This window comes from Sphingobium sp. 22B, from assembly GCF_001580035.1.
Taxonomy (GTDB): Bacteria; Pseudomonadota; Alphaproteobacteria; order Sphingomonadales; family Sphingomonadaceae; genus Sphingobium; species Sphingobium fuliginis.
This window is the reverse complement of sequence record NZ_LTAB01000009.1, coordinates 11,492-31,201: the sequence shown is the minus strand read 5'-3', so window position 1 is coordinate 31,201 and position 19,710 is coordinate 11,492. Positions and strand designations below refer to the sequence as shown.

Here is a 19,710-nt window from a genome sequence, read left to right as displayed (position 1 = left end):
TCGTACACGCCTCCTCTATGCTGCTGATTATCTCATCCGTTCGCTTCGGGGTCGCAAGTGCTGCAGGGCGATAGGTCCGCACACCGCCATCGGCGGTCACGGTGAGCAAGGGTGCGGCATCAGCCGAAAGCAAAGAGCCCACTTTCCTACCGTAATGATAGATGGCGATGCTGTCCTTAAAGGGCATCATCCGCAGTGGCGTCTCTGGCGAAAGTGGACAACCCGGCCGAGCCCATCGCTCGAAGAGCGCGCGCACAGCGTTACCTGGATGGGCCGCGTCCCACCGAGCCAAAGAGCTGACGTCGTAAAATTTAAGCATCTTTATCCGGTTTCCGTCGGTTGACAGCATCCCTCAGGATTTTGGATGTCCACATCCAGACGTCATTCTGGTCGCTGAACGGGGGTATAGGGAAAGGAATTTATGGCTGCTGCGGTGAGCCGGAAAGCAGGCATCAGCATGAACTGGTGCCCACCTGCAGAAGGCCTCCGACTATCGGCATGTGGATGAATAGTTCGCAGGGAACACCAGGCCGCGCCTTGTCGAGCGCGTCAGCGTAGAGCTGGATTTGCGGGCCGTGCCCACCCGCTCGTGCATCCCAGCTGTCCGGCGAACCCGGAAAGGATTTGTGATCAATGATGGCGAAGCCGCTGTCATGCTCAACCAATAAGTCGATGCGTCCCGTTACCAGCTGATCACCGATCCGGGCTGAAACTGGGGTCTCGCGATGAATTCGGCCGCTCGGCCATCGCTTCGAGATCTCGGCGAACAGCCGATCATTGGCTCCCAGCACGTCCTTTGCGGCAACCTGATGCACCCCCCAGCGATTGAGGATCGCTTGTGCTTGATTAAGCCGGGCATCGTACGGATCGTGAGGCTGATCTGCCGCAATGATAGCGTGAACGGCTTCGCCGAGCAGGTTCATGTCCGGGCTGCCTGCAAACGGCAAACGGGGGCCGATCGTCGATTTCTCTACGATGACGAAGGTTTCGCCGCTGGAAGCCTCGCTAGGGCGACGATGAAGCGGTGCTCGGTGCCCCGTCGGTCGCGTGATGCGCCCGAATGAGACAACCGGAGGTTTGGCCTCCGCGCCTTCGCCGCACACTAGCGTTGCGGTTCTTGCCGGAAAAGCTTTCGTCCCAGCACGGATCTCTTCGCTGGCGCTAGGTGGTAGAGCGAAATGCTCCGTTTCGTCCCCATCGAGAACCTTCAACCAGTGAAGTGTTCCCTTAGCTGGAGGCGCAAACACAAGATGATCCCGAGCCCGGGTCATGCCGACGTAAAGAAGGCGGGCCTCCTCATCCCTCGATCGGATCGCAGCCTGTTGCCCAAGCGCCGAGCTGGGCGCTGAAGCATCGAGATATACGTCCTTTTCTTGGCTCGCATAGGGCCATGGCCAGTAGCGGATCCAGCGTCCGACGAGAGGATTTTGCCAATCCAGGTCACCATCAGCCTCGGCCATGGGTTCGAACAGTCGAGGCTTTGGTTCTTTGCCCAGCCCGGTCAGGATTACGACGGGCCATTCAAGCCCCTTCGCTCCATGGTAGGTCATGACTTTAACAGCATCGTCACGAAGGCTTCGCGGGCGGGCTGGGTTCTCTGCAGCCAACGCGAGTGCCAGCCCCGAAGGCGTCGCAGGAGATCCCTCGCCCGCGCAGCTTTCCTCATAGCTCTGAGCGAAGCCGCGAAGCGCTTCGAGATCATCGAGACGCGCCGGCACGTCGCCCCAACTTTCGATGTGGCGATTGAGCTCAGGGAGAAGGATGATCGCATCGACGAGGTCGGCTGGCGTCAGCGACAGAATGCCCTCACGAATCTCTTGGAGGGCCGCGGAGATGGGTACGATGGCGAGCAGTGCCTCGGAGGCATTTTCAGCGCCAAGCGCCTCAAGCCAGGTTTCTGATTCTGGATCCTCGGCGAAGAAGCGGGCAAGTTCGGCAAGCGCGAGACGGTCTGTGGGATCTGCAACCCAGCGGAACGCGGCCATCACCAGTTGGACGTGCGGTGTTTGCGCCAATCCTTCACGCTCGACGGCTGCCTTGACGCCTTGCTGGCTAAGCGCAGCCGATACTTTGGCGATATCGGCTTTGCTACGGCACAGAATAGCGATGTCTCCGGCGCGTAGCGCCCGAACGCCTTTGGGCCTGGCTGCCACTTCCCATGGTTGGTCGGCCGTCACCATCTCGCGGATTTGGGCGGCCAATGCGGCATATTGAAGCTCAAGCTTTCCTTCGAGCCACCAAACCGCGAGCGGCGCCTGCGTGAATCCTTCTTCGCTGCGACCCGTTCCGCTGAACGCATGTTCCTCCGCTTTAAGACCCATAGCGCTCAGAGCCGGCGCAAAGGCGGCGTTGACGAGGTTTACAATGCCCTCGCGGCTCCGATATGACGTCGCTAGCACATCTTGCGGTTCGCTCGACGATGCAGCGACCCCTGCGAACGCGGCGTGGGTGAGGGCGCTGTCCGCATTGCGGAAGCCGTAGATGGCCTGCTTGGGGTCTCCCACCCACGTGCTTGCGTCAACTAACCCGGACATCGCCGTGAAAATGGCGACTTGAAGCGGGCTGGAGTCTTGAAATTCATCGACAAACAGCCGGCCAATGCGCTCGCCCAGCCCCGCGGACATTACCGGATCGCGAAGGACGTCGAGCGCGAGCGCCTCTTGGTCGGTGAAGTCTAATAAGCCGCGCTCTGCTTTATAAGCTTGGAATGCAGTCAGGGCTTCGGCCGCACAGGCGAAGACCGACCTTATGAACTGGCTGCAATCCTCACGAAGCCGCGGATGTGCAGGATGGCGGCTCGCTGTTTGTGCAACTGCGTCGAGAGCGTCGATGAAAGCCTGACCATCTTTCTTAGCGCAGCCCACCTTCGACAGGCGGGCCCAGTTTGGCCAGGAGATCCGTTCTCCTCGACGAATGCTTGCATCGGTCTGGCGAAGCAACGCAATGGAGGATTTGGCAGTCGCGCTCGGCTCAACGGGAATCGCAGCCACTGCCGAACTTACGGCCTTTCGCAAATCCGCATCGAGATCGTCACTGCGCCGGATCGACACCGCTGGTAGCAATTCGAGGAAAGTTGCGACTGATCGCTCCGCCGAAACGGATAGATCTTGGGCGGGAATACCATTCGCTCGAGCCAGCTCTATCAAACGCCTGACGGTGGTACGCCAATCATTTCGTTCAGCGTCAGCGGCTCGTTTAGGCTCGAAGAACCCCATGACATCGGCGAGCAAATTCAGCGTTGGCGCGTGACGCTCGATCGCAGCATCGGCGGCGATCGCAAAAATACGGGACACGCTGCCTTCGGGAATAACCTCGGCCCGCGGAGATCGCCCCAGAGCGATGGCGTTCTCAGATACAATCTGACCGCAAATGGCATTTACCGTTCCAAAGCGGGCTCCAAGCAATCGCGCTGCCTTATCCGGCATGCCCAATTCGAACAGCTTGGCACGCGAGCGCTCGATCAGTTCGTCCGCTGCTTTCACCGTGAATGTGGTTGCGACGATCGTCTCGGGATCACGGGATGTGACCTCCGTCGCGATGTTGCCGACAATGCGGGTGGTTTTGCCGGCGCCAGCAGACGCCACGACGGTCGTGATATTGGGAACGGTCATGTTCAGTTGGCCTCCACGCCTACGCGGCAGAGCGCTGTAAGTTCGCAATAGCGACACGGTTCGGTCCCCGTCTCGATCGGGAGATCGGCCGGTATGTGGGCCTCGGCCTCATCGGCACCCGTCGCAATCGCAATCCCCTCCCGGGCTAGATCGCGCCACACCTGCCACGTCGACACGAGATTCGACCATGTGTCGGGCAGGCTATGGTCGGATTCGACCGATTCCTCCGCCAGGAACGAACCGCTCAGCCCGATCAGCTGTCGCTGGTTCAGCATATAGAACGCGCCTGGAGCAGGTGTGGTGCTGTTGGAATTTGCTATCGCACCATATGTCGCGAGCTGAATCGAACGACCTTCGGCGAGCTCGTTGCGTCGCGTTTTAGCGCTCCTTGACCATTTCAGATCAATGACGCCTGTGCCGTGAGTCGGATGCTCTATCAGCATGTCGATGCGGCCCTTTACATCCGGTCCATCGACGAACGTCCTCGCGCGTTCGATTTCCGTCCCAATCACCGTTACGTCCATCGCCTGCAGAAGACGTGCGAGTTGGGCCAGAGCAGCTGGGACTTTGAACCGGGCCGACGCAAGCTCGCCGGCATATTCCGGCTGCTGAAGCGGTGTGGCGATCGCACTGAGCAATTCGTCAAATAGATCATTGGCTTGCGAGAAAACGTCTTCTGGAGCAGGCACAGGTCCTGGCGGGAAAACGCGATTTGCAAGTTCATGAGCGAGGTTGCCCAGCAGCTGGCTTGTGCCAGGGATCTCAGCAACCCGGCCGCCTGAGAGTCGCAAAACGTCGAGAAGGAGCCATCGCATCTGGCAGTCCGCGAGATGCTCGAAGCTGGTGGCGCTTTCGACGCGATCGTCGAGTTTGGCGATCACAGATACCGGCAGAGACCAGCGAGGGCGCTGTGCTGGCAAGAGGTTTGGAGTGATCGCTTCACGGAGAATCTCGCGCCCTGCGAGCTCATGAGACGGCCCGTGCAATAGCTGTTCTGCTGGCCATTGGATCATGTCCTTAGCAGGTGTCGTCAATGGGTTCAGCTGATGCGCGAGGGGATGGCTCGTGGTCTCCTCCCCCGCCGAAAGCGCTGGCGAGAAAAGAATGACGCGCTCCCCAGCGCGATGCACCGCGTTGGCGTTACTCCACCCAATCCGGGCGGTGATCGCGGCCGGCGATTCGATTTCGCAGCCATGACCCTTAAGAGCAGCAACCTCAGCGGCGCTCCATGGCGATGAACTTACGCGTTCTCCAGGACCTTTGAAGTCCCACCAAAGTACATTCTTAGCATCGCCCCAAATGGCGCCTGGATGACGCACGGCACGCAAGCCCCCCGATGTCGCTATGTGGTTGGGGTTTTGAGCGCCGTCCGCAAGCACCTGGTCGGTCATGCGTCCTAGCAGCAGTGGAGAGAGCATCTCGACGTTCAGAACATCGATCGCTTGCACGAGGGCCTGCGCGGCACCGACTAGCGTCAGAAGAAGCGGATCAGCATTTCCAGCATTCGTCTCGAGCGCCCATTGCGCGACGCGAGAAGCGATCGACTTGGCCGCCTCCGCAGGCATGCCTTCGTGCCGCGGGTATAATTCTCCAGACGTCCATTGCCTCCACGCCGCAAGCTTCGCATCGCGCTTTTCTTGAGGTTCTGTGGACATCCTTTCGGCAAGATCTGACTCGATATTACCCCATGCAGCGAGCCATGCTGGCCCGCCTGTGCCAGGCTCGCGGCTCAGTGCATAGGCGAGCTTGCGCGCCGCACGTCGCGCGATGGGGGGACGCGGTAGCATGAGCAAGTCAAGCATCGCCTTCGCATTGAATGGTGCCCACGAAGCGGCGAAGGCGAGCGGCAGTACCTGAAGCGCTCCACGCCACGGCGACGAGGCCGACAAGCCCAGAGCGGGAAGCCCGCGAGCTTGAAGCGCGCGGTCCAACAGTGCCGTGTCTCCGTCAGCGCTCACGGTGACCGTGCCATGCAAATCGGCTTCCGAACAATGGGCGAGCCACTCTGCAGCTGCTTCCGCCGCCGCCAAGGCTGTGTCCGCATGGACGATCACGAAGCTACCGTCGCCTGCTAATGCTGCGGGTGAGCTGCCCGTGAGAAACGCTTGCACGTGGCCCAAGTCGTTGGAGGAAGTTACACAGGCAGGAACCTGCGAGATTTCTACCCCCGACGCTTCGAGCGTGCCGATAAGGCGCTGCCAGAGAGGTGGCAGCAAATCTCGGGGCTCGACCAGCTCGATGGAGGCCAGCGGTAGACTGGCACGGACCTTAACCGCCTCGCAGAGCGTGCGAGTGCGATCTGCGATCCCGGGGGGGAGGGGCGGACCAGCCTCTTCCACCACCGCGAATGCATCAACACGTGCGGCGCCAATAAGGCTGCCGGACCAGCCGCCGGCGATCAGCTCATCTCGCCAATCGAGCAATGATGCGGCAGTGGCCCACGGATCAAGGGTGAACGACCCGCCGAAGAACAGGTCGGGGGCTGTGGCCAGCGCGGCACGTAGTTTAGCAGCATAGCTGGAAACTCGAACCGCATGGGCCACCCGTGGAGCGGTGAGGCCCAGCTGCACCTCGAGCATCTCTATCAGGCCTTGTGGCCCCACGACGGCGGCATTGAAGACGCCTTCATTGCGCCCCGGAAAATCCGGAAAGGAAGGGCCATCGCATGAAAGGCCGAAGATAAGCTTCATTCTCAACTATCCCCCATCCGCCAGCGGCCTCATCAGCACACGGCATCGCTGGCCGTAAGCGCAAATGCTTTGTCATGTCATTAATGAATGCGCCCACGACAAAGGCGGTCGTGACAGGTTCGTCTCACGAAAACAGAGGCTTGGCGTTTCAGCCTAGTGTCGCCAAGCTTTGTCTAGATGTTCGGAAAGGCGGCACTGGGATCAATCCCGCAAGGCGGCTGCTGGAAGCAGGATGTTTGATAGGTTTAGCGGGGGAATTTTGGCTGTCGCTGAGAAGTGAAATGTTCCTCGGACGCCGGAGGGCAGCCGCCTCCGCGCCAAGTCGAAGAGACTTAATATGGTGTATGTGAATGAAGAAGATCAGCAGCGGATCTCGGACGGCGAAGATGCCGCTCGCGCGCTTGCCAAGATGGGGGGCTGGGCCACTCAGCTCTGCGATGGGCTATTCCCGCAGATCCTGAGCGGATATCGTTATAGTGAATGCGCCGGACTCGTTCTTGGTCACTGGCGTCGCGATATTTCATTCAGCAAATTGCTCGAGGCAGTCCGTCAGACACGAACGGACATCCTTGTCCTTGAGCCAGGGCGCGACACCTCGGGGCGGAAGACATATTATCTTTCGCTGATCCTCGCTCGGGCCGGTGAGGTCCACCTCCACCGAGGACTGCGGCTCTGGTCTGCCGACTTTGATTCGCCGCTGTGGGTAATCGCAGATCCACGGGATAGAGATCTCGATCCCTGCTTTTTCAGCATTCGGTCGACCGGCTTTAAAGAGGAAGCTGGAGCACCTTTTGGTGATCCGGTCTCCGCCGAAACAGGCTTGCGGATCGCCGATCTTCGCTGGGTCGCGGAAATCGGAGGAAACTTCGTATGAGCCACGACGAGAATTTGCATTGGGAATCGTACCTTCCCGCTGGATGGCGACCACTGTTTCGCCAGCTGTTGGCCGATCTGCATTCGGCTGGCATTTCGGTGAGAGTGACGCAAGCCAAAGAGAAGTTCGGGGAACTGAGAGTCTATATCGATCGGCCTGACCAAGCGGCAGCGCCGCTCATTGCAGCCGCTGAGCTGCGTTCGACCCGCATGTGCCAAGAGTGTGGCGCTGCTGGTGAGCTGATGGTCGGTAATTATCTCTATGCCACCCTTTGTGAGAAACATGGGGTCGGCTTCACAAAACCGCTGGGGCGACCGATGATATCGCTGAATCTCCGGTACCCCAAAGACGATTGAGGATGAGCGCTGCCGACACGATGCGGCAGCGGCTTCGATCGGATGAGAAGAGCTCAGGTGACTGAGCAGATGAGATGAAAATCTTGGGGTGATGCGCGTCCAAGCTCAGCGGATCGCGCCCCTGAAAGGAAGATAATAAATATGTTTAGCTCGATGAGCGCGCACTCCGGCTCGGGTGCGCCAACGATCCCGTTCGTCCGTGACGCAGTCCAGCGCGCGATGATCAAGGTCGCTTGGGAAATCGGCGGGCCTATCAGCGTCGATCCGGCCTTTGGGGGTGGAGCACTCCTGCTTCAAGAAGCCAACCTCCTAATCCTTGGTACGTCGGCATTTCGGCCCCTTGGGGAGCAGCTGTTCGGCCAGATCGGTGACCTCTACGGCATGGACACTCTGCTCGTCCGGTTCGACGCATATCAATGCAGCTTCGATATTCTTTTTCACGGCGAAGGCGAGTGGCTGTCGGATTATCGGCAAAGCCTTTTGAGCGGACAGGTCTGGTTTGTTCCCGTGCATGAAGATCAATCCTTCACCGTCAGGGCTGACAGTCAGGGGCTCTTCCTCAATCCCCCCATGCTGCCGAAATCATTTCATCGGCCTAGTGCGGCCGAGATCGAGCCGACCGGGAGGGATGTCGCATGACCCAGAAGAAGTCGAAGTCGGGCCCTGAGGAACTGTCTTGCTTCTATCTCGATTGGCCCGGCCATCCCCAGTTCCGCTACATGCGTTGGTATTGGAAGACCGACGGCGCGCGCATCGGGATCGCCGCCCCCGTGTTGGCGAAGCTCAATCCCTCTGGCCATCAGGCGGCTCGGCATGACCTTCTCCTTCCGAGCAGTGCGCCAGGGGAATATGCGGACCTGAGCTATTTGCTCGAACGCTATGATGCTACCCAGCCCGTAATCGAACGGAATGGTTATGCTCAGTTCAACATCATTCTCGACGCTGAGCGTCCTCTCCACGCCGATTGGGAGCTCGTCCGCGCCTGGGCACTGAGCTATTTCGTGCGCGAGCTGCAACTTGCCGCTGTCCTCGTCCTGCATGCGCCATTCCTGGCGGGCTCCGCGAACGAACCCCATGTCCATATTCTGGTGCCAGCTCGGCGGCTCACTGCGAATGGATTTGGTCTGCATGCCCGTGACACTTGCTCCGATGCAGGTGCGGCTGAAGCGCTAGCCAGCTGGTTGGCGTTCAACGGGGTGGAAGCGGTATGAAGCTGATCGAGCCGCCGACCAGGTGGGTCAACCTGCTGCTGACGATGTTCCGCGAGGCGCCATGAGCAAGTCACATCGGCGGAAAGCGGCGAAGCGTGGCAGATTGAAGCACGGGGTGATCCAGCGTCAACTTGATAAACTTGGGTGGCGAAGGGCGCCGAAGCTCCCAGTCGGTTACCCTCGCCGCGTTATACGTTTGGACCTGCGCATGATGCGGGAACACCCGGCCGCCGTCTGCGCTCGGGCGACGCATGATCTGGTAGTTGTCCTCCGCTGTGGCAAACCTGCTTTCGTGGTGGTCCACTTCGCCTATGCGACGGAATTTATGGATATTCGGCATACCATGAACAAACCTGCCTCGGAGGCGAACGGCGCTGCTCAACCTGAACGTTGATCAGGGCTAACGGCTTAGCAAGGAATGAAGAATAAGGCCGGACTGTGCTTGCTATCACCCCTTCAGCGCTACCTGCGACTGACACATGGCCGTCAATTTGGAGCAACGTCAATTTATGGCGAGGACGCGCCATGGACGAATTCGCCCGAGCCGAGGCAGCCGTCAGTGAAGCGCTCCTGTTGCTATCGGACGTACCTGGGCGCGGCGAACCGGTTAGCCTGCCGCATCTTGTCGGCCAGCGCTTTGCGGCGTTGGGCGAACTGGTCGGTGAAAATGGTGCGTTCGCGGTGGAGGGGAAGGGCGTAGCCAAATCGCTTGCTGAATGGAACGTGCATCACTCCTTTCGCTCCCTATTGTGCCACGGGACCGCGACGGTGACCGTCGATCATCGTGGCCGATGGCATTTGGTGCTAAAGATGCTCACCTTCAGATCGGGCGAAGCCGTCCGCGAGTCGATGGTCATAGATGAAGAAGAGGCTGCCGAACGGCTGACCGCGCTGCATGCCTCACGCCAGCGGCTAGAAGGTAGGTTGCGGGGCATGACGGCCGGCATCTGTCGTTAGCCTCGAGGTAAGGTCCAGCGCAGATTGAACGTATTGACGTCTGTCAGAGCGTGATCGACCACGGTCGCGGAATTTGCGTTCATCAATTCGGGGTACGTTGAAGGCAAAGCTTTGCCGTCATGCCTCTGCGCCTGCATCGCAGGCGTCGCCAGCCCAAGCTGGATAATGACCATCAAATTTGGAAATTTCGACGATGCTAAGAACAACACGCCGGAGTAACGGCGACGGGGATCAATCTGTCTCATCGAAGCGGGGGCGCAAGCCTTTGCCGATCGTGGAACGCCCGGTTCCAATGTTCACAGATTGGGTGGATCCCTCCTCTTTTCGCGAAGCGCTCGTCCTCCATCTGGGGCGCTTTTCCGAGAGCTATTATCAACTCCACCGCTCTATTGTTCGGCCCGGGGAGAAATTTGATCGGGCGACCCTGCAATCGTGGGTCGAGGGACGTCGCACCCCGCAAAGCGCGACCAGCCTTGAGCTGCTAACGCGAATTGAGCGGCGCTACGATCTGCCCTTGGGTTACTTCAAATCGAAGCTGCCGAATCCCGCGCGTGCGGCTTCGGGTCTATCGGTGAAGGGGCTGCCGAGAGCTGAGCAGCGGCGGCTGGCTTGGCACCTGCCCGATGATTTTAACTCAAGGCCGCTCAAGGAGCAGAAGGAGATCCTGGACTGGGTTCAGAACGTTGTGATCTCCGGCGCCACCGAATATCGCCGCTTTCAAGCCCAAGCCATGAAGCTGCGCTACGCGATCCGGTTTCCTTCTCTGACAGGCAAGCAGATGAAAGCGTCGGTTGTGAGCGATGAGCCCTATGATCTCGATGACCAAGCTGATCATATCGGCGTGGTGGATGCGCCGCCTCGTCTGGTGTGGGAATTGACCGAGCTCATCCGCTTCAAGACCGCTACCCTCACCGACATCGGCTTCCAGCGCATCGGCGTCTGGAACGAGGAAACGACGGCCCAGAAGATCGAGCATTTCGGCCTCATGTTCGGCGCCTTGGCGGCCTCACCGTCGGGGGCCGTTCATGGGCACGGCGTGCCGCTCAAGGAGATCTCGTTCGCGATGCTCATATTTCCGCGCGTTTGGGACTGGTATGTCCAGTGGCGTGAGCGGCGGCGCGGCTTCTTCACTCGCTGGGAATGCGATATGCTGCGCAATGCCATGGCGTTGGTCCGTTCCGAGACTGGTTGGCTGCGTCAGCATCCAGAACTTGCTTCACGTCTTGTCCCCGTCGAAGGCCTCATATCGGCTGAGGAAGTCGCAGCTGTGCGTGCCGATTGGCAGAGCGCTTGCGATTTTCTCCATGCGCATGCTGGCGCACGAGTGAAGGAAGTGGAGCGGGTAGCGCGGATCCATCGTGATCCGTTTGAGCCGATACTGCCGATCCTGGAGGCGTCGAGTCCAGTGGCGGAATATCTGAAGATTGCCGATGAAATTCTGAAGCTTCGCCCAGACGCGCGGCGGTTTCCGCGTGCGGCCGCGGAAGTGGCTCGCTCCTACCTCCTCATTCGCCTGGGCCTGCATCTTGGATTGCGACAGAAGAATTTACGGCAACTTATGGTCTGCCCGCGCGGGCATCTGCCGCGTTCAGAACGGCAGCTTGAGGCGCAGAAGCGCGGCGAAATTCGCTGGAGTGAGCGCGACCATGGCTGGGAAGTTTTTGTGCCTGCCGTCGCGTTCAAAAATTCCCATTCATCCTTCTTCGCCGGCAAGCCCTTCCGATTGGTCCTGCCCGATCTCGGCGGCCTCTATGACCATATCAGCGCCTATATCGAGCGGCATCGCCTTGCTTTGCTCAACGGTGCGGAAGACCCGGGAACTTTTTTCGTCAAGACGGTCAAGAGGACCAGCCGGGATGCGTCATATAACCAGAATACATTTTATGAGGCATGGAGGCTCGTGATCCAGCGCTATGGTGTCTTCAATCCTTATACGGAGCGAGGCGCGATCAAGGGATTGCTGCCGCACGGGCCGCACAATGTCCGCGACGTTCTGGCCACGCACATCCTCAAACATACCGGCTCCTATGAGCAGGCAAGCTATGCCATCCAAGACACGCCGGAGATGGTGGCCAAACATTACGGGCGATTCCTTCCGCAGGATAAGGCGGCCATGGCCGCTCAGATCCTAAACCGGGTTTGGGAGGCCGCTTGATGTGAAAAGTGGGGCCGGCTCAGCCGGCCCCAGTAGAAGAACTTGGGTAAGCCAAGCCTTCGGGTCGCGATGTGAAACTGCTCGGATCCTACTGATTCGGATAGGAAGAACGCGACATTGATCACCGGCACGCAAGGGCGGCGGCCGGAAAGGTACCGGTGAAGGCGGTGAAGCGGCTATCCTCAAGCTCGTCCCGGCAACTGACGGTTTCTCTGAAACACGTCCTCATGGCCGACATGACCTCAGACTCATAACCGAAGTGGCGGATCACGTAGGTCGAAGCTATGACCAGCATCAACGCCGGCCGGCAAAGGGGAAAGCATGCAGACGCGGTTGATCGAAGTGGTGCCAGACAAGGAGAGTTGGCCCGCTTGGGGAAACAGGATAATTCGAGAGAATCCCGCGAAGACTGCTGCCGTGATAAGCGCCACCCCGATAGTCGCTATTTCCGCAATTCCTACAGCGGCAACGCTCACGGGCGCCGTCGTTGTCAGCGTCATCGCCGACCTGTGGCGCGGCCAAGGCAAAATCAAGCGCATTCACGCCAAAGATGCCGTCGTCCTGTGTGACCCCGAGGGTGACGCTCCCGAGGCGAACCGAATATACGCCTTCCATCCCGACCGCTCGCGCGAGAGCCTCGTCATTCCGGCTTCCTCGTTCCACAGCCTGATCATCGGTGAGCAGATCGCACATCTGGTGGCTTTCATCCGCAGCACAGTCGCCGCTCAGGAGATCAGGATATCGGTCTTCTCAGAGAACGGTGCCACGGTCGCTGTTACAGGGCCCGTGCAGGCCAACGATCTCAACATCAAGGCCCATGCCGGTTCGGCACGCCACCACTCGGTTGACCTTCGTTACGAGCAGCCTGAGGTCATCCCGAGAGAAGGGGTGCCTTTCTGGATGAAGTCGTTTCCCGAGGTCGTTGCGGCTTTCCACGGCGCGTCGAAGGGATCGGTTGCACGAAGCGTTTCGATTGATACGAGCTTCGGACTTAGCGTCTCTCTGGCCAAGTCGGCCGGTATCGATACCAACTGGCTGGGGCGGCAGCGGTTTGACATCGAGGCAAAATTCGGATGATGCGCTCGGCGCGCGGTCGCACCGAACTTCTGATATTGCGCGGGTCGATCTGTCTATCCGGTCGGAATATGCCGACACGGCTGTAACTCCAGCGATGCCGCGGGCGCACGATCGCGGTGAAGTGACGAAAGAGGAGGCGGCGGAGTGAGCGCAATGGAAAAGCTGATCGCCTTTTGGGGCGAACTTGATCTCGACGGGCCATCGCGCGTTCATCCGGCAGATCGGACCGTGATGGATCCGGTTGAGGGGTTCGATACGGGATTTATCCCTTATCCCTATGTGGGCGACATACGCGCAGCCGACGTGTGGGTGCTTATGCTGAACTCGAACATCGGACCGGACGATGCGAAGCAGGAGGCCGAGCCTTATTTCGCCGATCGCCTGCGAGCGAATCTCGCCCAGGATTTCGACGCCTACGAGCACCCGCTGCTCTCGCTGGATCCGAAGCTTCGTCACACCGGAACGTACGAATATTACAACAAGCGAAATGGGATCGCGAAGTTGGTTACCGAACTTGCCAGGCGATCGGGAGTGACGGAACGGGACGCGCGCCGGGATCTCGCTCGGCGCCTCGCGATCGTGCAATTGTTTCCCTATCGATCGACCTCAGGCGTTCCCCAATCATTGCTCGGCGGCTCGCTTGCCAGCGTCCGGTTCGCTCGAGCGGCCGTAGCTGAAGCGCTGGAGAGCAAGCTCGTCGTCGTACCCCGTTCAGCTAGAGATTGGGGTTTTGAGTACGGAGTGCGAGAAGAACGACTCTTCACGTTTGCGGCCAATCAAGCGCGATCGGCCTCTTTGAAGCCTGGTGGCGCATGCGGCGGAGGTGATGCAATCCTCCATCGGCTAATGGGCAACTGATCGGTTTCCGGCCTTATGAACGAAGCTCTTCGGGCTATGTTAGCAGCACCTAACTCTGATTTTCGTCCCAAACCCGACACTCGTCTATCGTCCAATCGTGGCCCTATTGGATGGGAGGCTCGATGAGCCGTCAGTGGAAATCGTGGCTCCGGATCGGTACCACATCTTCCTCTCGATTTTTCTTGGCATGAAAGGGAGATGATGCGAGCGTGCGCCCGTGCGGAAACCTTGGATCGCGTGGATCCGGACCGCCCCCATGGCTTGCACCGTCACCCCGACCAGGCGTAACCGAAAAGTCCATCCTGCCGATCGAGCGCAGCATATCATCATGATCGGTGATCCGGTCGCAAATGATGTGGATGACCTCGCCCTCTTTCTGCAGCCGTCCCCGGATGGCGATCATGGACGCGGACATGACCTGTCGCCGATAGATCTCGAACCTGTTGGGCCAGAGAATGCCATTGGCAACGCCGGTCTCATCCTCAATGGTGACGAACAGCACACCCTTGGCCGATCCGGGCCGCTGCCGGACGAGAATAACGCCGGCCACCTCGACATTGCGCCCGTCGCGGATGGCGCGAAGGTCGGCGCAGCGCACGACCTGCATCCGGTCGAGCTGCGGCCGTAGGAAGCTCAGCGGATGATCGCGCAGCGACAGCTGGAGTGCGCGATAATCCTCCACCACCTCGCGCCCTTGCGTCATCGGCTGCAGCGTGACGGGCGCCTCCAGACCTTCGGGGGAGAACTTCCCCTCGCGCTGATCTGCGGCGGCAAAGAGCGGCAGCGGCGCTTCACCCAAGCCCTTGACCTTCCAGAGGCCCTGCCGTCGATCGTGCGCGATGCAGGAAAATGCATCGGCCTCCGCCAGCCGCTCAATCGCGGCGCGCGGCACGCCGGCGCGGTGCCAGACCTCCTCAACGCTCTCGAACGGTGCCGGTCCACGCGCGCCGACGATCACCGCGCCATGGATGTTGGCAAGCCCGCGCACCTGCCGAAAGCCTAGGCGCACCGCTTTGTAGCGGCCTCGCGCCGGTTCCAGCGTGCAGTCCCAATGGCTGTGGTTGATCGACGCTGGCCGCACCTCGACGCCATGAGCCTGAGCATCGCGCACAATCTGCGCCGGGGCATAGAAGCCCATGGGCTGGGCGTTCAAGAGCGCCGCGCAGAAGACGTCGGGATGATGATGCTTCATCCAGCAGCTGGCATAGGCGATCTTGGCAAAGCTCGCCGCATGGCTTTCGGGAAAGCCATAGCTGCCGAACCCCTCGATCTGCTTGAAGGTGCGCTCGGCAAAATCCTTTGGGTAGCCACGCGACACCATGCCGTTCACGAGCTTGTCGTAGAAATGGCTGACCCCGCCCGTCAGCTTGAACGTCGCCATGGCGCGGCGCAACTGGTCGGCCTCGGCGGGCGTGAACCCCGCGCCCACGATCGCCACCTTCATCGCCTGCTCCTGGAAGAGCGGCACGCCCAACGTCTTCTTGAGCACGGCCTTCAGCTCCTCCTTGGGATATTCGGGCTGCTCCTTGCCCTCGCGGCGGCGGAGATAAGGGTGGACCATGTCCCCCTGGATCGGACCCGGACGGACGATCGCGACCTCGATGACGAGGTCGTAAAACTCCTTCGGCTTGATCCGCGGCAGCATCGACATCTGCGCCCGGCTCTCGATCTGGAAAACGCCCAATGTGTCGGCGCGCTGGATCATCGCGTAGACGGCGGGATCATCATCCTGGAGATCGGCCATGCCGACCTTGATCCCTTTATGCTCCTCCAGCAGGTTAAAGGCGCGGTTCATGCAGCCGAGCATGCCAAGGCCCAGCACATCGACCTTCATGAACTTCAAAGCATCGATATCATCCTTGTCCCATTCGATGATCTGCCGGTCCTCCATGCGCGCCGGTTCGATCGGCACCAGATCGTCGAGCCGGTCCTGCGTCAGGACAAAACCGCCGGGATGCTGCGACAGGTGCCGCGGCGTGCCGATAAGCTGGCGGGAAAGCTCCAGCGTCAGCTTCAGCCGGTGATCGTCGGCATTCAAATTGAGGCTTTCGATCTGCTCCTGGCTGATGCCGTCCATCGACCAGCCCCAGACAAGACCGGTCAGCATCTTGGTCAAATCGCGGGGCAGCCCTAGGGCCTTGCCCACCTCGGCCACCGCGCCGCGCGTGCGATAGCGGGTGACCACTGCGGTCAGCGCCGATCGGGTGCGGCCATAGGTCTCATAGATCCACTGGATAATCTCCTCGCGCCGCTCATGTTCGAAGTCGACGTCGATATCCGGCGGCTCCTTGCGCTCGCCCGAGACGAAACGTTCGAACAGCAGCTCATGCTGGATCGGATCGATCGAGGTGATGCCGAGCATATAGCAGACGCAGCTGTTCGCCGCCGAGCCGCGCCCCTGACACAGAATGCCGCGCCGTCGGCTTTCGGCAACGATTGCATTGACGGTCAGGAAATAGGGCGCATAGCCCAGCCGGTCGATCAGCCGCAACTCATGATCGATCTGGTCGCGATAGGCCTTTGGCAAGCCGTCGGGGAACATATGGCTGGCCGCTTGGGCGGTCAGCGCGGCGAGCGCCTCCTGCGCGGTGCGGCCCTCCATCACCTGCTCATAGGGATATTGATATTGGATCTCGCCAAGATCGAAGCGGCACTGGTCGGCTATATCGGCGCTGGCCTGGATCGCGTCGGGAAAGGCGGCGAAGCGTCGCTCCATTTCCTCCGGCGACTTCAGGTTGCGGTCCATATGGCGCTCGCGTCTGAAACCGAGCCCGTCGATGCTGGTGTTCTCGCGGATCGCGGTCATGACATCCTGGAGCGGCCGGGCTTCGGGCGTGTGATAGAGTATGTCGCCCGTGGCGACGCTGCGCACCCCGGCCTGCCGCGCCATGGCATTAAGTGCGTGGATACGAGCGAGGTCATCCGGGCGCCGGCGCAGCGACAGCGCCATATAGGCGCGGCGGCCGAAGGCGTTCCGTAGATCCGAGAGGTTGGCGAGCGACGCGCTGTCAGGCAGGTCCGGCACCAGAATGGCTGTCAAGCCCTCGGCATGGTTCGCGATATCGGCCCAGTCGAGCAGGCAGCAACCCTTGCCACCCCGCGCTTTGCCGACGGAGAGCAGGCGCGTCAGCCTGCTCCAGGCTGAGCGGTCTGTCGGATAGAGCAGCAAGGCTCGACCATCGGTCAGATCGACGCGAGTGCCAGGGATCATCCGGACTTGAGTCGCTTTCTGCGCCTCCCAGCCACGCACCACGCCTGCGACGCTTCCCCAGTCCGCAAGCCCTAAAGCTTTGTGACCGAGCAGGGCGGCAGCGGAGAAAAGCTGTTCGGGCGAGGAGGCGCCGCGAAGGAACGAGAAATGGCTCGTCACCTGCAGCTCGACATAACGGGCCATCAGCCGAACAGCCCGTGCATGTACCAGCTCAAATCCCCGGTCGGCGCATCGACGCCATCGCCACGGCGGAAGATCCAGAAGCGCTCGCCGCCTGCCGCCTCCACCCGGAAATAGTCCCGAACCGCCCACATCTCTCGGGGATTGCGCCACCACTCGCCATGGATGCGCTCTGGGCCATCGCCTGCGATCACGCGATAGTCGGTCCGGCGCCAGGTGAAGCGGCGGGGCGGGTGATCGGGGAGCAGCGCCACGACATGGGAGAGAAGCTCGGGCCTTCTGAGCATCCGCACGGGACGCTTCCAACTCGACCAGCCCACGGGCTTTGCCAGAGCCTCGACCCGCCGGACTGCGCGCTCGGGCACATCACTTTCGTGGGAGGAAAGGCGAAACGGCGCGTCAGGTTCGATCCGACCGGCGAGCTGATCGATGAGCGGGGCGATGTCGAGTGGGCGGTCACTTGTGCCAAGGCCCGCCTCCAGCGTCTGTGCCCGAAGTTCCTCAATCCGCGGCGCGACGAGCATCATCGCCTCGATACCAAGCCCAGGGTCGATTCGCTCGATCCGCATGCCGAGCATGCGCTTTAAATGCCGGGCATCGCGTGTGGCGCGGGCGGTGCCAATCGCGACATGCTGCTCGGTACCATCGACAATCGCGCAGGTGAGATGAGCAGTGCGCAGGCCCATGCCGCGCTTCTGCAGCAGCAGCACCAGATCGTTGACCAGATCACCGATGACCTGCGTGATGGCTTCGGCGGTGCCGATGGGTTCGAGCAGCCGCCGCTCCGCCCGAGGTGCCTCGAAAGGCACGACCGGGACGATCGGCTCGGCGACCAGTCCACGCGCCTGGTCCAGTCGACGGACGGTCGCCAAGCCCAGCCGACGGGCTAGAGGGGCTCGGGGCATGGGATAGAGATCCGCGATCCTCTCAAGGCCGAAGCGTGCGGCCGATAGCAGCGCCTGGGGTTCGAGCCGCAGAGCCGTGAGCGGCAGATCGGCCATCGCCTGGGTTTCGATGCCGGGTGGCAACAGGGTGATGGCCTCCCCGCTATAGCGCGCCAGCGCATGGGCGGCGCCCGGCGTGCCGGCAATGGCGATGCTGGCGGTAAAGCCCAGCCGCTCCAGAAAGCGCAGCAGCCTTCGGCAGAAGCGTGCCTCGCCTCCGAAGAGGTGGGTGGTGCCGGTGAGATCCAGCCACAGTCCGTCGTTGCCTGACGGGCAGGCTGTCGGCGTCCAATGACCGGCTGCGTGGAGCGCGAGGCGCTCGAACCAGGCACGATCGGCCTCGGGATCGGCGTCACGCACATCGAGGTCGGTCACCAGTGCGCGAGCGTGAGCGGCCGCCATGCCGGGACGCAGGCCAAGCTCAAGTGCCACCGGGCAGGCGGCGGTCACCACATCGCGCTGCCCTGTCCGCGCGATCAAAATTGTCGGCTGCCCCCATAGGGTCGTCCATGTGACAGCGGGAACAGACCGGGAGCTGGTGCCGCCTTCATCAGCTGGCATGGCTTTGAAAGGATGCTCTGCCGACTCGCTGCGGCGGCCCATCTCGCGCATGGTCGGGCGCTGGTGCGCGGGCCTGGCGTCGATCTCGCTCTGGCTTGGGCGCTGGGCACCATCCCGCGCCCAACGCGCGCCGGGCCGCCAGCCACCACCGCGGGGCACCGAACAGGCTCCTGGATTGTCGTCGATCGGTCCTGCAAAGCGCGGAGCGAGCGACGGGCCAGCGGGCTCAGGCCGCTTGGCTGGCCGCTCCAGCCGCCGCAGACGCTCTATGGGAAGCTGCGGCAGGTAGAGCGAGGCGACCCTGATCATCGCACGCGTCCAGTTCGAGGGAGAAGGGATTGCCGTTGCGCTGACGGACCAGCTCGACCGACCAGCGGGCGCGTCCGACCCCGGGATGGGGAAGACGCGCCGAGGGCACGCAGCCGATGCGCCAGCGGGTCATCGCAGAGGAGAGGCCGCTTAATGGGCAGCGATCGCGGACACGATGGCGGCGGTAGAGCAGAACCGGGGTCTTGCCGTCAGAGGCGGCAAGCTGCAGCCGACGGGTCGCGGTCTGATCAGCGGACTTTACTTCGGCAATGACACAGGCGAGCGAACCATCGCGCAGGGCATCCTCGCTCATGGCGAGGACGGCGCTGTCGCTCGTGCCCTGCGCATAGAGAACCCGCTCCGGTCTTAACCCTACCTGCTCTAGCCCCGGCGCATAGAGGTCGAACTTTGTGAGCGCCCAAAATACGGTAAATCCAGGCTGCGCTGCAAAGCGGGCGGCAATGCCGGCCGCGAACAGCGTCGCGGCAGCGTCATCGCTGAGGCTCGCAGACGCGGCGGCAATCTCGTGTAATGCGCTGCCGTCCAACCCACGATCGGCTAGGCGCTGGTCAATCGCGTCGATGCCGAAGGGCAGGGCAGGCCCCCGCGCGGCGCGCGCCTGCGTGAGTTCCGCCAGTAGGGCGGCAAGAGGAGTGGCGCGAGGCCGGTCAGATGTGGAAGCGGGGCAGACCATGGGAACATATCGACTCAGATGT

The 19,710-nt window shown here is 61.3% G+C and carries 13 protein-coding genes; 8 read left to right on the top strand and 5 right to left on the bottom strand.

Annotated elements, in window-relative coordinates; genetic code table 11:
* Positions 1–452 precede the first annotated feature (452 nt).
* Both A0J57_RS10450 and A0J57_RS10445 read right to left on the bottom strand, forming a co-directional pair.
* Positions 453–3,611, bottom strand: coding sequence for an exodeoxyribonuclease V subunit beta (locus tag A0J57_RS10450; RefSeq protein ID WP_062017150.1), 3,159 nt, complete (start codon positions 3,609–3,611; stop codon positions 453–455).
* 2 nt (positions 3,612–3,613) lie between these two features.
* Positions 3,614–6,301: a PD-(D/E)XK nuclease family protein gene (locus tag A0J57_RS10445; RefSeq protein WP_062017147.1), complete on the bottom strand. Its 2,688-nt coding sequence runs from the start codon at positions 6,299–6,301 to the stop codon at positions 3,614–3,616.
* Positions 6,302–6,638: 337 nt separating this feature from the next.
* On the opposite strand from A0J57_RS10445, the gene A0J57_RS10440 reads away from it, so the two are divergent.
* The 8 genes from A0J57_RS10440 (at position 6,639) to A0J57_RS10395 (ending at position 13,789) form a co-directional block, all read left to right on the top strand.
* Positions 6,639–7,175, top strand: coding sequence for a hypothetical protein (locus A0J57_RS10440; protein ID WP_062017144.1), 537 nt, complete (start codon positions 6,639–6,641; stop codon positions 7,173–7,175).
* Entirely contained in the window at positions 7,172–7,531 is a 360-nt protein-coding gene (locus tag A0J57_RS10435; protein WP_062017141.1) for a hypothetical protein, read from the top strand. Before A0J57_RS10440 ends, A0J57_RS10435 begins: the two co-directional genes overlap by 4 nt.
* Positions 7,532–7,672: 141 nt before the next feature.
* Positions 7,673–8,170, top strand: a complete 498-nt coding sequence (locus tag A0J57_RS10430) for a hypothetical protein (protein ID WP_062017138.1) — start codon at positions 7,673–7,675, stop codon at positions 8,168–8,170.
* Positions 8,167–8,742, top strand: coding sequence for a MobA/MobL family protein (locus A0J57_RS10425; RefSeq protein ID WP_062017135.1), 576 nt, complete (start codon positions 8,167–8,169; stop codon positions 8,740–8,742). Before A0J57_RS10430 ends, A0J57_RS10425 begins: the two co-directional genes overlap by 4 nt.
* A 525-nt stretch (positions 8,743–9,267) precedes the next feature.
* On the top strand, positions 9,268–9,699 hold the full coding sequence (locus A0J57_RS10415; RefSeq protein ID WP_062017129.1) for a hypothetical protein: 432 nt from the start codon (positions 9,268–9,270) through the stop codon (positions 9,697–9,699).
* Between the two features lie 274 nt (positions 9,700–9,973).
* Positions 9,974–11,854 (top strand): hypothetical protein, encoded by a 1,881-nt coding sequence (locus A0J57_RS10405; protein WP_235600840.1) that lies wholly within the window; start codon positions 9,974–9,976, stop codon positions 11,852–11,854.
* 321 nt (positions 11,855–12,175) lie between these two features.
* Positions 12,176–12,931 carry a hypothetical protein gene (locus A0J57_RS10400; protein ID WP_062017123.1) on the top strand — a complete coding sequence of 252 codons (756 nt, stop codon included), beginning with the start codon at positions 12,176–12,178 and terminating at the stop codon, positions 12,929–12,931.
* 153 nt (positions 12,932–13,084) lie between these two features.
* Positions 13,085–13,789, top strand: a complete 705-nt coding sequence (locus tag A0J57_RS10395; protein WP_062017120.1) for a hypothetical protein — start codon at positions 13,085–13,087, stop codon at positions 13,787–13,789.
* A 130-nt stretch (positions 13,790–13,919) separates the two neighbouring features.
* Here A0J57_RS10395 and A0J57_RS10390 read toward each other — a convergent pair whose 3' ends face one another.
* The 3 genes from A0J57_RS10390 to A0J57_RS10380 are packed head-to-tail and all read right to left on the bottom strand — an operon-like array spanning position 13,920 to position 19,688.
* Positions 13,920–17,183 (bottom strand): error-prone DNA polymerase, encoded by a 3,264-nt coding sequence (locus tag A0J57_RS10390; RefSeq protein ID WP_062017117.1) that lies wholly within the window; start codon positions 17,181–17,183, stop codon positions 13,920–13,922.
* Positions 17,183–18,994 carry a DUF6504 family protein gene (locus A0J57_RS10385; protein WP_082921983.1) on the bottom strand — a complete coding sequence of 604 codons (1,812 nt, stop codon included), beginning with the start codon at positions 18,992–18,994 and terminating at the stop codon, positions 17,183–17,185. The genes A0J57_RS10390 and A0J57_RS10385 overlap by 1 nt, the downstream gene beginning before the upstream one ends.
* The gene (locus A0J57_RS10380) at positions 18,912–19,688 is read right to left on the bottom strand and encodes an ImuA family protein (RefSeq protein WP_082921982.1); all 777 of its coding nucleotides are present in this window, start codon (positions 19,686–19,688) and stop codon (positions 18,912–18,914) included. Before A0J57_RS10380 ends, A0J57_RS10385 begins: the two co-directional genes overlap by 83 nt.
* Positions 19,689–19,710 lie beyond the last annotated feature (22 nt).